Raw genomic sequence first — 15,292 nt, 5'->3', positions numbered from 1 at the left:
CGTCCTGAAGAGGGATAACGGTAAATAACGTTGTGACGCCGTCCCCGCATGCGCTAATAGCAAGTGGGGAGCGCGTTATTCTCCCCAGTGATGCCAACGCTACTGACGAACAATTAAAGGATTCAACCCTGTTTATGGCTTTCAACGTTTGCCAGATAATGTTTTACAAAACGGGGCGTTAAAACTTTCCATGCCACTTCGGTTCCCTGTTCAACAAACCAACTATCGCCCGGTGAAAAACGTATCGGTTCCTGACCCGCGACAGTGAGTTCCACTTCCCCTTCCAGCACGGTTGCGTGCTCGGTAAAGGGATAAATCATCGTGAAACCGCCGCGGGTCGATGAAAACAGTCCACAGGTAAATACGTCCTCAGGTTTACCGTAAATCATCGCAACGGCGACCTGGGGATCGCCTTCTGTTGGCAACGCCCCTAACAGGCTGACACTCCCGACTGGCTGTAATTCAGGAACAGGTTGATTGAGTTTAAAAGCGTGCATTAATGTTCTCCTGGTTAATTCCGGCCTTTCCAGAAACCGGCTGTTTGATGTATCAGTTTTCCCGCACTGACCAGCAATAGACGTAGACTGTCGCGACCATAAATTGTCGCGTGGGGAATGCTACTCATCAGACGATACCGCTCGGAACCGCCATTTATTCCTTCGGCCAGGATTTTGCATACAATATGGGAAGGCGTGACGCCAAATCCGGAATAACCCTGAACATAAAAAACATTATTGTGTTCACGAAGCGTGCCAATCTGCGGAAACAGATTCGCGCTACAGGCCATCGGTCCGCCCCAGGCAAAATCGATTTTAACGTCTTTCAAATAAGGGAAGACCTCCGTCAACAGAGTGCGGTTCCAGGCAGCAAAATCGTGCGGGGTATATTCAAGAAACCTTGTGGCGCTGCCAAAAAGCAGACGGTTTTCTTTTGTGAGACGGTAGTAATTTATCACCGGGCGGATATCACTAAAAGCCCCGCGCAAGGGACTGATCCGCTCAACAAGCTCGCTGGAGAGAGGTTCTGTAGAGACCTGATAAGAATAAGTAACCAGCGTTTTCTTATAAATTTCTGGTTCCAGATTATTGAGAAAACTATCACAGGCCCACAGCAATTTGGCCGCTTTTACGCTGCCCATCGCAGTACGTACCCGCACAGTTTTACCGTAACTGACCTCAACCACAGGTGAATATTCGAATATCTTCACCCCCAGCGAATTCGCAGCCTGAGCGGAGCCCAGCAATAAATTCAGCGAGTGGACATGCCCTCCCCCCATATGCTTGAGAACACCGCAGTAAACGTCGGAACCGATAACCTGCTGCACGTCTTTACCGGTATAGAGTTCAATATCATCTTCCGGCGTAGCGGCTTTGAATTCTTTTTCCCATTGTTGCAGCGTTTTTAACTGCCGCTGGTTGTAGGCCAGATAACCATATCCGGGGACAAAATCAGCATCAATATGGTATTTACGAATTCGCTCCCGAATAATACCTGCGCCGAGGTTCGAGATTTTAAACAGCGTCTCCATTCCCGCTGCGCCTACATATTTTTTAACGGCTTCGATGTCGTGACCTATACCGGCCATCACCTGACCGCCGTTTCGCCCGGTGCCGCCATACCCAAGATGGCGGGCCTCCAGAACGACAACATTAGTGATCCCCTGCTCCGCCAGTTCCAGCGCGGTATTGATGCCTGAAAAGCCACCGCCAATGATCACCACATCGGCATCAATATCCTCTTGCAGAGCAGGAAAATGCAACGGGTATTTTTTCGTCGCGCCGTAGTAATTCAACGCATCGATTTTTGTATTCATCGCGTTACCTTGTCATCACGCTTGACTAAGACCGCTATCACAGCACGGTAACGTTTTACAAAATATCGTCCGGAAGAATGACGTTCTTTGGAACGATATTCAGCCCCGAAAAAGTATGTTGGGATGGAAAAACGTACATTCCTGACCTACAGGCACTTCTGATGAGCGATGTGACATTACTTGCCGAAGTAACGACTTTTTTACGCCAACGACACGGACAATTTATTGCAGGTGAACGTCAGGCCGGAAACGGCACGAACTTCTCGGTCACTAACCCAGCCACCGGCAAAATCATCGCCGACGTTGTGTCGGCAACCCCTGCGCAGGCAGAAGAGGCCATGCAGAGCGCCAGACGGGCGCTTGATGTCTGGCGTAAAATGCCCACGTTACAACGCGGCGCATTACTGCTGAAACTGGCTGATACTCTTGCCGCTCATCGTGAAGAGTTAGCTCAACTGGAAAGCGTCTGTTCAGGTAAAACGATTATGCTGTCGCGCGGTCTTGAACTCGATCAGTCAGTGGCCTTCCTGCGTTACTTTGCCGGTTGGGCAGGAAAAATAACCGGTGAAACGCTGAATGTCTCCCTGCCATCAATGGGAGAAGAGAGATACACAGCGTTTACCCAACGCCAACCCATTGGCGTGGTCGTCGGTATTGTGCCGTGGAATTTCTCAATTATGATTGCTATCTGGAAACTGGCCGCAGCGCTGGTATGTGGCTGCACCATCGTCATTAAACCAAGTGAATATACCCCGCTGACACTGCTGCGAGTCGCTGAACTGGCTAAAGAGGCAGGTTTCCCTGATGGCGTAATTAACGTGGTAAACGGTGCTGGCGGTGAGATAGCGCAACAGCTGATCGCGCATCCAGATTGCGCCAAAGTGAGTTTCACCGGGTCAGTTGCGACAGGTGAGAAAGTCCGGCGTTCGGCAACATCGTCAGGAAAACGCGTTACCCTCGAACTGGGAGGGAAAAATGCGGCGCTGTTTCTCAATGATCTCTCGGCACAAGCCATGGTCAACGGTATTCTTGAAGCCGGTTATCTGAATCAAGGACAGATTTGTGCTGCCGCAGAGCGTTTTTATCTGCCCCAGGAAAAACTGGATACGGTCATGACGCTCCTCAGGCAACGGTTATCGGAGATCGTGCCCGGCTCGCCTTTAGATGAAAAAACGGTGATGGGCCCGCTGGCGAATCAGGTTCAGCTTGAAAAAGTGCTGCATCTGATTCAACGCGCACGGGAAGAAGGGGATACTATTGTTTACGGCGGTGAAACTTTACCCGGCGAAGGGTACTTTTTACAGCCGACGGCGGTAAAAGTGCGTAGTAAAAACAGTACGCTGATGCACGAGGAGACCTTTGGCCCTGTCTGTAGCTTTATCGGTTATCAGAATGAAAAAGAGGCGCTTTCGCATATCAACGCTTCGCCATTTGGCCTTGCAGCAAGTGTGTGGTCGGAAAATATTTCTAAGGCATTACGCTACGCTGAAGATATTGATGCTGGCATGGTGTGGGTCAATATGCATACCTTCCTCGATCCTGCGGTACCCTTTGGAGGGATGAAAGGATCGGGCATTGGTCGTGAATTTGGCAGCGCGTTTATTGATGACTATACCGAACTTAAATCTGTCATGGTCCGTTATTAACCATCCTGAAAATGATGCAGGCAGATCAAACCATACCGAAAGGTGGACTGTCTGCCTGATTATCAGGTTCGCTCGCTGCGTTTTATTGCTTTTGGGGTAATGTAAAACGCCCGGCCCGGCGTTCTTTTCTGCATTACTAGCGCCATCTACCGTTAGAGTAGGCTATCTCCAGTCTTAACGGTTCAGACTCATCCTGTAACATCGCTTCCAAAGACAACGCCAGCGTCTGATGATGGGCATCTTTTACACTGACTTTCAGCATGTTGATGCTCGGTTCATAACGTAAAATAGCAGCGCGAAGCTCACGGCAAAACCAGTTGAGAACCCGTTTGTCACCCACATTCACCTCGTGCCATTCCGGCATACCCCGAGTGAGCAGCGGCGGTAATGTCTCGCCACCTGCCACAGCGCAAGAGTTGAATAAACACATTAACTTGCGGCGTACCAATTCATGTGGGCTTATCCCCTCAACCAAGAGCCTGTCGAATAGCGCGACCGGAATGGTTGGCGTCATCATCATTTCCCTATCTGGTCCATCGCCAGATCCCATACTGACGTTCTGGACTCCTGTTGAGCGCCGTCTGATTTCTCGGCAGTGATTTGCCATTCGATTTTCGTGAAGTTCAGCGACATCGTTTCCACCGGCTTACCGCCGGCGCCGCCGCTAACACTGAGTTGTGATATCAGCACGTTTGTCAGGGTATAAACGATAAGCGACCGCATTTTGCCGTCGTCATTGCGGCACAACGTCAGCACCGCGGTTCTAATTAGCCTCCCGCTACAGCAGTACTCATTGAGCACAGGCGTGGCGAGGTCGACAAATTTGGTGAGCGACATTTCACCAACATGCGCGCGCCCGGAAGTCCGCTCAGTGAGGCTAACATCGTTATTTACCTGCATTGCCACATTGTGGCTATAAGACATAATCTCTATCTGATCTTCAAAGCCTTCAACCTGGCTTTCGCCTTTGATATTGTCGAGCTTTAAAAAAATCGCATCCATGATTTATCTCCTTGTTGATCAGGTGGCAGTTCAGCAGCCAGACGAATACCGGCGGCCAGCGCTTGTGACTCTTATTAAAAGCGCAACGACCAAAAAACACAGCGTGAAAAGCGCCAGGTTTGCAGGGATTTTGCCGACGTTTACCCACGTCTGATGAACGTTATTCCGCTGGTTGCAAAGCAATAGAGGGTTTTGGCCCGCTGTGGCCAAATACAATTGAGGTTATACTGAACGCTCTCTGCCATATTCAATCCCTTTTATCGCAAAGTATCCCTGGTGCCGGTATCACAGCGTCGTTATTCAAAAATTGACATTTCAGAATAATAATCAGCTATATATAAAAAACACATCAAAAAGCAAATATCAACTTAATTTTTACTTATTTAATAAAAAAATCCAAATTGATTTACATCAACTAACACATACAAAAGAATTAAAAATCAAAGCATTAAATAAAAATAATCACTATGGAAAATTTTATTTTTCTTAATACTCACATTATAAATGTTATTTGCTTATTTTCCTGTGAACACAAAAAATGATTTAAATCAAAAAACAAACTATTCTCGTTGATTAACGTTTTGACCGAAATAAAAAAGATTTTATACGTCCCGGGATAGTCTCCCTTTCTGATGGACAATATGCATTAACAAGCGGGCAAACAGGTAACTTCTGCCCGGGTAATCCGTTACCCGACTGATATTAACATTGTCATGAGGTGATATCATTTGCCTGGCCAGCCATAATCATCCGGAACCGGCGCTACGCCACGAACATCAGGACGGAGCATTTTTTGTCGATCCTCTTCGTCATCCACCCAGACACTGGCTATCTCTTCACAGGTTGCAAACCATACGCCATCATGCCCTTTAATATGTTCAATCAAACGTGACAACATCATCATATGATGCCCATGACCGATTATCTGCGGATGAAGGGCCATCGCATATAAACCGTTTTCCTGATGGTTATAAGCATAGGTAAAAATATCCTTCCAGCGTCGCAGAACACCGTCAGTATCGCTCATCCCCTCCTGGTTGCCGGTATACGCCAGTGCGGGAAAATCATCCAGATACCAGCTAACAGGAATTTCCAGAATCGCGCTGGCCGGGCCTGCGATATTTCCCGTTTCCCAATTCACCTGCCAACGTTGAGGATGGTAAGGCACAAGATCTCTCGCCATCAGGCTACTGTCATAGAGAAAACCGGCTTCCTCCAGAAGATCCAGCGTATTCTCGCTATAATCCCAATAGGGAGAACGGTATCCCACAGGGCGTATGCCGAAATGTCTTTTATAACAGGCGAACGCCAGATCCATAAGTCGGCGTTCTGTATCACGATTCACCAGCGTCGGATTTTCATGATAGTAGCCATGGTGAGCGATTTCATGCCCGGCATCAAAAATCGCTTTACTGATTTCCGGGAAGGTGTCTACAGTGTGTCCGGGAATAAAAAAGGTGGTTTTGATATTATTTTCTTTGAACAATTTCAGAAGCCTTGGTACGCCAACTTGTGCACCAAACTCTCCTCGTGACATAAAGGATGGCGACGGTCGATTAAATCCGCCCAGCCATAAAGACTGAGCATCTACATCGACACCAAGATTGACCGCAATCCTTTTACCCTCAGGTAATTTTAAATATCCCATAACGACCTCCAGCTAATACATAGAAGGGACACATTCTGTTATTTAATGTGTGATGGCCAGATATTATATATGCCTGCTTTTCTGCGTCTGTCCTTGAACGTTGTTGCTGCCCCCCCAAGTCTATTTTCATATAGAACATCGAGGTTAATTTCTCCTGAAATGACATCCTCTTGATTGACGTGCGCCTCTGCGATAATACCTTGTGGATTTTTCCACACGACATCACAGGGGCTTAAAATTGAACTTCGGGCCCAGCAGCCTGGCAGTGGCCCGCCCGGGTTTCCGCCCAGGCAACAGTGAACAAGATAAATTTGATTTTCAATACAACGTGCGTGGCAACAATGCCTGGCTCGCCAAAATCCCTGTTCAGTAAACGTAGCGGAAGGCGTTAAAATTAACTCAGCACCCTGTTCCGCCAGCGTCGCAGCACACTCCGGTATTTCTGCTTCATAACAAATATTAAAACCCACCTTTGCAAATGGCAGTTGAAAAACAGCCATTTTATCGCCTTCCTGAGTATACCAACCCCGTTCAGCCGGGAAGATATGCGTCTTACTGTGAGCATAATGTTCGCCATCGGGTCCCCATATATGCGCAACATTCTCATAGCGATCTGCTCCAGTCTGCTCCAGATGAGAGCCAGCAATAATGAACTGTCCTCTTTCTTTCGCTTCCTGTTGAAAAAGCTGCTTATAGGCATCCGTAAACTGATCAATTAAAGTTAGGTGTGAAATGGGTCTTTCTTGCCATTTTTTCAATAGTGTAAATAGCTCAATGGTAAATAGCTCCGGGAAGATAACGACATCAGCCCCCTGACTTTTATTAAGAAGCATCCTTACCTTTGTTATGAAATCTTCAAAAGTGTTTATTTCGGTAACAATATACTGACAGGCTGAAACAGTAAAATTACGTGACATCGTGATATCCCCGGCATGAAATTTAAACTTAAATTAACGTATAGCGCATGGAGAATATTAGGGAGTGGACATTACGACATCAGGTTATTTTTTGTGAAGCTGCGCAAAATATATGGAGAAAAGAGTAGAAGCATTGAACCTTTATTTACATAAAGGGACTTTATCGATGATCGCAGCGAGACAGAGAGTCGATAAAAATCCAGGCGAAAAACAATAACCCTTACCACAATATTATTTTCAGCATCTGAAAATAATCAGGCAAACTAAATGATAACGCGCTGGTATAAAACCAACGCGTATTTTTACCGATAAGGGTAATGAAGACGGCCACCCGAAGGTGGCCGTTAGAACCCGGTAGCGCTTCGCTTATCAGGCCAGTGAAACCGAGACAGCTTTAGCGGTGAGACGCCAGCGGCTGTTCCGTCATTGGCGGGTGGTGCTTTTCTGGATCTTTAATCAGTACCCACAGGATGATGGCGCCGATAATATCGAACAGACTGAGTGCAATGAAGAACGGGCCGTAACCGATAATAGCGACCAATGCCCCCATAAACAGGTTGAAGCTTAACTGTCCCATCCATGCCGCAGATCCTGCCAGACCGGCAACCGTCGCGACCTCATTTTTCTTGAACAGGTCAGCGCTCATGGTAATCACGACGGTAGACAGCGTCTGGTGCGCAAAACCGCCAATACTCATCAATGCAATGGCGACATACGGGTTAGTCGTAATGCTGACAAAACCGATCGAAATCATCAAAACCGCGCCGATGGTAAAGCTACAACGACGCGCATTGATAGTGGTCATGTGCATCTTTTCCATGAAGAACTTCGCCAGGAAACCGCCTGCAACGCAGCCAAAGTCCGCCGCCAGGAACGGCAGCCAGGCAAACATGGCGATCTCTTTTAACGGCAGATGCATCACGTTAATCAGATACAGCGGCATCCAGAAACTCAGCGTTCCCCATGCCGGGTCAGCCAGAAAACGGGTAATCGCCAACGCCCAGAAGTTACGCTTTTTAACGATCTCTTTAACGGCCGGTTTTTTATTATCGTCCTGGAGATAGCTTTCCTGGCCGTCTTCGATATAACGCAGCTCTTTGTGGGTGATCCACGGGTGTTTATTTGGCGAGTTATAAATCAGGAACCAGGTGATGGCGAACAGCACGCCGATCCCACCGGTAATCACAAACGCCATTTCAGTACCGATGCCGCTATCAGCAAAGGTCAGCATCGCCCAGACCACCAGCGGCGGCGCCAGCATCGCACCAATCGAAGTACCGATATTAAACAGGCCCCCCGCAATACCGCGTTCTTTCGTCGGGAACCATTCGGCGCTAGCTTTAATCCCGGCCGGAATCGCTGACGCTTCGGTTAGCCCCATCAGACCACGCAGAAATGCCAGACTTATCCAGCCGCCGGCCAGCGCGTGCGCCATGTTGATCAGCGACCACAACAAGGCAAAGATAAAGAAGCCGATTTTCAGTCCGATGACATCCATCAAATAGCCGGTGATCGGCTGCGCAATGGTGTAACAAAGCTGGAAGGCGCTCACCACCCAAGAATATTGTTGCTCATCAAAATGGAGTTCTTTCATCATCGCTGGCGCCGCAACGCTAAGCGAGCTACGGGACAGGTAGTTTACGATGGTCCCTACGCAGACCAGGCCGATAATCCACCATCTTAATTTTGTCATCTTCATGATAAAGCCTCGTTAAAAAACATTAGCTCCGCGCCGTCTGACCTGTAGCGGGAAAACTGAAATCACAAAATTGGTTGACCAATCAATATTTTCTCATCCGGACCGGTCAAAATCTGGCGGCAACTCCCGCCCTTAATATTCTTGAAATAAATACATCAACTCATTTCAAGTTGAATGGTGAATGCTTTTCACCCAGCAAAAATTGACACAGATCAAATAAATAAAATTGGCAGACCGTGAATGATGATATTTGTGATTTGGTTAGCCAATTTAGACAATAAGGTTGACATGAGAAAAATTTTGGTTGAATTTAGGGGGCAGAACGGGTTTACAAAGCACGTTTCGAAGTTGGCTGGCAATGGGTCAACCACGAAGACGTTATCGCAAGAAGAGGAAACGAGATATGAAACAAACCTGGCGCTGGTACGGACCTAACGACCCGGTAACGCTGTCAGATGTACGCCAGGCTGGCGCAACCGGCGTGGTAACGGCGTTACACCATATCCCGAATGGAGAAATTTGGTCGGTAGACGAGATCCAGAAACGTAAAGCTATCGTTGAAGAGGCGGGTCTGGAGTGGTCTGTGGTAGAGAGCGTACCTATCCACGAAGACATCAAAACCCACACCGGTCAGTACGATTTATGGATCAAAAACTACCAGCAAACGCTGCGTAACCTGGCGCAATGCGGTATCTATACGGTTTGCTATAACTTTATGCCGGTGCTGGACTGGACACGTACGGATCTGGAATACGTATTGCCGGATGGTTCAAAAGCGTTGCGTTTTGACCAGATTGAATTCGCCGCGTTCGAACTGCATATCCTGAAGCGTCCGGGAGCAGAAGCCGACTATACGGCAGAAGAGATTGCTCAGGCAGAGCGGCGTTTCGCCACCATGAGCGAGGAAGACAAAGCACGTCTGACCCGCAACATTATTGCCGGTTTACCTGGCGCGGAAGAAGGCTATACGCTGGATCAGTTCCGTCAACACCTGGCGACATATAAAGATATCGATAAAGCAAAACTGCGTGAACATTTTGCCTATTTCCTGAAAGCCATTATTCCGGTTGCCGACGAGGTTGGCGTGCGTATGGCCGTTCACCCTGACGATCCGCCGCGCCCTATTCTCGGCCTGCCGCGCATTGTCTCTACCATTGAAGACATGCAATGGATGGTGGAAACCGTTAATAGCATGGCGAACGGCTTCACCATGTGTACCGGATCTTACGGCGTGCGCGCTGACAACGATCTGGTTGATATGATCAAACAGTTTGGTCCGCGCATCTACTTTACGCATCTGCGTTCTACGCTGCGCGAAGAGAATCCGAAGACCTTCCACGAGGCCGCCCATTTGCACGGCGATGTGGATATGTATGAAGTCGTTAAAGCGATTGTGGAAGAAGAGCACCGTCGTAAAGCCGAAGGTAGCGACGATCTGATCCCAATGCGCCCGGACCACGGTCATCAGATGCTGGACGATCTGAAGAAGAAAACGAATCCGGGTTATTCCGCCATTGGCCGTCTGAAAGGGCTTGCGGAAGTCCGCGGCGTCGAACTGGCTATCCAGCGCGCTTTCTTTAGCAAATAACCTTCTTTCGCATGGCGCGACGCGTCATGCGATTTCCCCTACTCAATGCAATAGCAACATGCCTCGCCCCGGAGATCGCGGGCGAAGACGTCGAATGACAGGAGTTTGCAATGGAACAGAATATCGCCACCGCCCAGGTTTCCGTCGCCCGCCCAAACTGGGACAAATCACGTCTGGTATCCCGTATTGTGCATCTGGGCTGCGGGGCGTTTCACCGCGCGCACCAGGCGCTCTTTACCCATCATCTACTGGAAAAGAGCGACAGCGACTGGGGCATTTGTGAAGTGAACCTGATGCCGGGTAACGACGCGCGGCTGATCGCGAACCTGAAAGCGCAAAATCTGCTGTACACCGTTGCAGAACGCGGCGCAGAAAGCACCGAACTGAAAATTATCGGTTCAATGAAAGAAGCGCTGCACCCTGAATTCGACGGCCATGCAGGGATTCTGGCGGCAATGGCGCGCCCGGAAACCGCCATCGTCTCCTTAACCGTGACCGAAAAAGGCTACTGCACCGACCCCGCCAGCGGCGAGCTTGATGTCAATAACCCGCTGATCAAAAACGATCTTGCCCATCCACAGCAGCCTAAATCCGCCATTGGCTATATTGTCGAAGCGCTAAACATGCGCCGGGAGCAAGGACTGAAAGCTTTTACCGTGCTGTCGTGTGATAACGTACGCGAGAATGGTCACGTCGCGAAGGCTGCCGTCCTCGGCCTGGCAAAAGCTCGCGATGCCGCCCTCGCCGCATGGATTGCCGACAATGTGACCTTCCCCTGCACCATGGTTGACCGCATTGTTCCGGCGGCGACCGAAGAGACGCTACAACTGGTTGCCGACCAGTTAGGGGTTTATGATCCTTGCGCTATCGCCTGCGAACCCTTCCGCCAGTGGGTCATCGAAGATAACTTTGTGAATGGTCGCCCGGACTGGGACACCGTCGGCGCGCAATTCGTTGCAGACGTCGTACCGTTTGAAATGATGAAGCTGCGTATGCTTAACGGCAGTCACTCTTTCCTCGCCTATCTGGGTTATCTCGGCGGGTATGACACTATCGCCGATACCATGACCAACTCGGCTTACCGGCGCGCGGCGCTGGCGCTGATGCTTGATGAACAAGCGCCGACGTTGTCAATGCCGGAAGGCACCGATCTGGAAGGGTATGCGAATTTGTTGATCGCGCGTTTCACTAACCCCTCGTTGAAACACCGCACCTGGCAGATCGCGATGGATGGCAGTCAGAAACTGCCGCAGCGTTTGTTGGACCCGGTGCGCCTGCACTTGCAACAGGGCGATGACTATCGCCGCCTGACGCTGGGCGTCGCCGGATGGATGCGTTACGTCGGCGGTGTCGATGAGCAAGGTAAAACCATTGATGTCGTCGATCCGCTGCTCGCGCAGTATCAGGCGATTCATCAGCAATATCAGACACCGGAAGAACGCGTTCGCGGGCTACTGGCCATCGAGTCTATCTTTGGCAACGACCTGCCGAAGAACCACGAATTTGTGCAAGCCGTTACCGACGCTTACCAACAGCTATTGCAGAATGGCGCGAAAGCCACGGTAGAAGCGCTGGCTAAGTAAGGAGATAAATCATGGCTACGTTTATGACTGAAGATTTTCTACTTAAAAACGACATTGCCCGCACGCTGTACCATAAATACGCCGCGCCCATGCCGATTTATGACTTCCACTGCCATTTAAGTCCGCAGGAAATCGCCGACGATCGCCGTTTCGATAACCTCGGTCAGATCTGGCTGGAAGGCGACCACTATAAATGGCGAGCGCTACGAAGCGCAGGCGTGGATGAGTCGCTGATCACCGGCAAAGAGACCAGCGATTATGAAAAATATATGGCCTGGGCCAATACCGTACCAAAAACGCTGGGCAATCCGCTGTATCACTGGACGCACCTTGAACTACGCCGTCCATTTGGCATTACAGGTACGCTGTTCGGACCGGATACCGCGGAAAGTATCTGGACGCAGTGTAATGAGAAACTGGCGACGCCGGCCTTTTCCGCGCGCGGTATTATGCAGCAGATGAATGTGCGGATGGTCGGAACCACCGACGACCCGATAGATTCTCTGGAATATCACCGCCAGATAGCCGCCGACGACAGCATTGATATTGAAGTCGCGCCAAGCTGGCGCCCCGACAAAGTTTTCAAAATCGAACTGGACGGCTTTGTCGATTATCTGGGGAAACTGGAAGCGGCGGCAGATGTCAGCATTACCCGTTTCGACGATTTACGTCAGGCGCTCACTCGCCGTCTCGACCATTTCGCCGCCTGCGGCTGCCGCGCGTCCGATCATGGCATTGAAACGCTGCGATTTGCGCCGGTGCCCGACGACGCGCAGCTTGACGCCATTCTGGGCAAACGTCTGGCTGGCGAAACGCTGAGCGAACTTGAGATCGCCCAGTTTACCACGGCGGTGCTGGTCTGGCTGGGCCGTCAGTACGCCGCGCGCGGCTGGGTGATGCAGCTACATATTGGCGCGATCCGTAATAATAATACCCGGATGTTCCGCCTGCTGGGGCCGGATACCGGCTTTGACTCCATTGGCGATAATAACATTAGCTGGGCGCTCTCCCGTTTGCTCGACAGTATGGATGTGACCAATGAACTGCCCAAGACTATCCTCTATTGCCTGAACCCACGTGATAACGAAGTCCTGGCGACCATGATCGGTAACTTCCAGGGACCGGGAATTGCCGGAAAAGTGCAGTTTGGTTCCGGCTGGTGGTTTAACGATCAGAAAGACGGGATGCTGCGCCAACTGGAGCAACTGTCGCAAATGGGACTGTTAAGTCAGTTTGTCGGGATGCTGACCGACTCCCGCAGTTTCCTTTCTTATACGCGACATGAATATTTCCGTCGTATTCTCTGTAACCTGCTGGGACAGTGGGCGCAGGACGGAGAGATTCCTGATGATGAAGCGATGCTAAGCCGTATGGTTCAGGATATCTGCTTCAATAATGCCCAGCGTTATTTCACGATTAAATAATCGCTATTAATCTGTGAGCACAGGTCTCAGGTATTTCGAGGGGCAGGAAGGCGGTAAGAGAGTGAGAAATTTAGCAGTAACGCACTTTTCCAGCCAAAGTCTGGCCGCCGATAAAAAGCAAAGATGTTGCTGATTAATCCCGAATCACTTACTAAGGTAAGTGATTCGGGTAAACAAACACAGCCATCTTCTGCGTCATGCTTTTTTTCTCTGTCCGGAATAACTCCAGTGCAGAAAGTGTGATACATCAGTCCTGTTGATGATGGATCCTGTTGGTTATACGGTAATAACTTATGACTTCACAGTGTGGTTTCTTTTAACAAATCGACAGCCAGCATTTCCAGCTGGTTAACCACCTCATTACTGGATCGCTCCATTCTGTCGAGTTCTTGCGACATCGCATTCATATCGCCTGCGGCAAAATAGTTCAGCGCAGAGTGGCCAGCGGTATGCACCTCTTTATGAGGCGCTTCCAGACTACGGAAACTGTAGTAATTGCTAAACTGCTGTCCTTCAAAGCCGTAGTACCATTTCCCCAGCCGACACTGATCGTGCATCGTTATTTTACTGTTTATGTCTTTATTTAAGAGTAATTTGTAGACTTCCATTTTCCAGATAACATGGTCAACTTTGACAATATTCAAAAACTGCACCGTAGAGATGTACTGCATGACCGATTTCATGCTCAGCGATTTATCGATGACGATGCCAATAGACTCCACAATTTGATTTATGTTAGTCGTAATATTATCAATAACCGGCTGTTGGTTATCCAGTACCTCACTCACTCTGGCCGTATTATCTTTGATTACAGAGGTTAACGTACTGACGCTTTTCGAACTGTGTTTAACATCTTCGGACAGGTTTTTCACCTCTTTCGAAATAACGCTAAAACCACGCCCGGCATCCCCTACGCGCGCGGCCTCGATCGCGGAGTTAATCGCTATCAAATTGGTCTGGTTAGCGATCTTCTGTATCTCTTTAATACACGCATTAATTTGCGTTAAGGAGGTATTTAAGTCGCCCATACGACAGCCAATATCCGATGAAGTCGTGCCAATTTCGGTGATAAATTCCACGAGCGATTTTAATGAACTTCTGGCTTTATCATTCTGTTCGTTAAGTTCATTAATGCGTTCTTTTTCAATGTTGAGCTGCTCACAGGATTTAATGATGGCATTACGAATGATATCGATCGTCGAGATCCCCATCAGAATTTTTTGACACAGTATCCGCTCATAAGGCTCAGGAGTATCCACCACCACGTCAGACGCATTAGCGCCAGATTCTGCTGCTGGCGGCGGTATTTTTACAACATTATTATTCCAGTGGCGCAAGCCTAATACTTTTTTAAACATATACCATTCTCCTTATTATATGTGGACATCCTGATCTATGCCTGGATAAAGTATTATCGACTCATGCTAACATAATGAAAAATCGGCTGTCATCTGCCATAGCCATACGCTCACCAGAATAAGACAAAACGTCCACCAAACTTAAATAATTACAAAGTAAACTATTCAACAATACCATTAATAGTCATGATGGAAGTCGCTTCACTTTATACGAAAATATCATTTACAAGGCTGACAACAATAGCTGAATAATAATTAACTGCATTTACTTAGGTGTATCTATATCTCGCCACGAAGATTGCAGACAGGGTTTAAACGCAAACTTTTGCAATAGAAAAATAACCTAACGTAAACTTTTTATATGACCAATAATATCATTTGGACTCATCAATATATTATGCTGTCCGTTTACCAGCCAAACAGGCATGACCTAAATCCAAAGGAATGGGGGCAGCGTAACCAGCCGCAAAAAGTATCGATTAGTCGAAAATCAGGAAACGGATGCGCCAACGCGGCGAGCGTCACCGCCTGCGTCAGAAAAGTTAAGAATAATTTGTGATATTATTTCTCATATGTTACCAGTAAATGGCAGGCTGATAGCCGTTCGCTGGTAA

General features: G+C 48.8%; 12 protein-coding genes. 4 read left to right on the top strand and 8 right to left on the bottom strand.

All coding sequences use genetic code 11. From position 1 onward, the window contains the following. Positions 1–122: 122 nt before the first annotated feature. Positions 123–497: a cupin domain-containing protein gene (locus ABVN44_RS20710; protein WP_000542984.1), complete on the bottom strand. Its 375-nt coding sequence runs from the start codon at positions 495–497 to the stop codon at positions 123–125. Between the two features lie 14 nt (positions 498–511). Next, complete coding sequence (locus ABVN44_RS20705) at positions 512–1,813, bottom strand: FAD-binding oxidoreductase (RefSeq protein ID WP_001092825.1); 1,302 nt, start codon at positions 1,811–1,813, stop codon at positions 512–514. Positions 1,814–1,974: 161 nt separating this feature from the next. Between ABVN44_RS20705 and ABVN44_RS20700 the strand changes: the two genes are divergently transcribed. Beyond that, positions 1,975–3,459 carry an NAD-dependent phenylacetaldehyde dehydrogenase gene (locus ABVN44_RS20700; protein WP_023232628.1) on the top strand — a complete coding sequence of 495 codons (1,485 nt, stop codon included), beginning with the start codon at positions 1,975–1,977 and terminating at the stop codon, positions 3,457–3,459. A 136-nt stretch (positions 3,460–3,595) separates the two neighbouring features. On the opposite strand, the gene iraD is transcribed toward ABVN44_RS20700, so the two are convergent. From iraD to ABVN44_RS20675, 5 genes are all read right to left on the bottom strand, one after another. Continuing rightward, positions 3,596–3,976: an anti-adapter protein IraD gene (iraD, locus tag ABVN44_RS20695; RefSeq protein ID WP_001543513.1), complete on the bottom strand. Its 381-nt coding sequence runs from the start codon at positions 3,974–3,976 to the stop codon at positions 3,596–3,598. After that, positions 3,976–4,461 carry an Hcp family type VI secretion system effector gene (locus tag ABVN44_RS20690; protein WP_000338753.1) on the bottom strand — a complete coding sequence of 162 codons (486 nt, stop codon included), beginning with the start codon at positions 4,459–4,461 and terminating at the stop codon, positions 3,976–3,978. Before ABVN44_RS20690 ends, iraD begins: the two co-directional genes overlap by 1 nt. A 724-nt stretch (positions 4,462–5,185) precedes the next feature. Next, entirely contained in the window at positions 5,186–6,109 is a 924-nt protein-coding gene (locus ABVN44_RS20685; RefSeq protein ID WP_000540892.1) for a polysaccharide deacetylase, read from the bottom strand. Positions 6,110–6,147: 38 nt separating this feature from the next. After that, the gene (locus tag ABVN44_RS20680; protein WP_023232627.1) at positions 6,148–7,026 is read right to left on the bottom strand and encodes a carbon-nitrogen hydrolase family protein; all 879 of its coding nucleotides are present in this window, start codon (positions 7,024–7,026) and stop codon (positions 6,148–6,150) included. Between the two features lie 394 nt (positions 7,027–7,420). Beyond that, positions 7,421–8,725, bottom strand: coding sequence for an MFS transporter (locus tag ABVN44_RS20675; RefSeq protein WP_000784371.1), 1,305 nt, complete (start codon positions 8,723–8,725; stop codon positions 7,421–7,423). A 403-nt stretch (positions 8,726–9,128) separates the two neighbouring features. Between ABVN44_RS20675 and uxuA the strand changes: the two genes are divergently transcribed. The 3 genes from uxuA (at position 9,129) to uxaC (ending at position 13,320) form a co-directional block, all read left to right on the top strand. After that, positions 9,129–10,313, top strand: a complete 1,185-nt coding sequence (gene uxuA / locus ABVN44_RS20670; protein WP_000815487.1) for a mannonate dehydratase — start codon at positions 9,129–9,131, stop codon at positions 10,311–10,313. Between the two features lie 110 nt (positions 10,314–10,423). After that, on the top strand, positions 10,424–11,896 hold the full coding sequence (locus ABVN44_RS20665; RefSeq protein WP_129339428.1) for a fructuronate reductase: 1,473 nt from the start codon (positions 10,424–10,426) through the stop codon (positions 11,894–11,896). An 11-nt stretch (positions 11,897–11,907) separates the two neighbouring features. Further along, complete coding sequence (uxaC, locus tag ABVN44_RS20660) at positions 11,908–13,320, top strand: glucuronate isomerase (protein ID WP_000190180.1); 1,413 nt, start codon at positions 11,908–11,910, stop codon at positions 13,318–13,320. 299 nt (positions 13,321–13,619) lie between these two features. On the opposite strand, the gene ABVN44_RS20655 is transcribed toward uxaC, so the two are convergent. Further along, positions 13,620–14,678: a methyl-accepting chemotaxis protein gene (locus ABVN44_RS20655; protein WP_000475246.1), complete on the bottom strand. Its 1,059-nt coding sequence runs from the start codon at positions 14,676–14,678 to the stop codon at positions 13,620–13,622. Positions 14,679–15,292: the final 614 nt, after the last annotated feature.

The sequence above is a fragment of the Salmonella sp. SJTUF15570 genome (genome assembly GCF_043357055.1).
GTDB classification, from domain to species: Bacteria; Pseudomonadota; Gammaproteobacteria; order Enterobacterales; family Enterobacteriaceae; genus Salmonella; species Salmonella enterica.
This window is presented reverse-complemented; position numbering and strand designations above follow the sequence as displayed.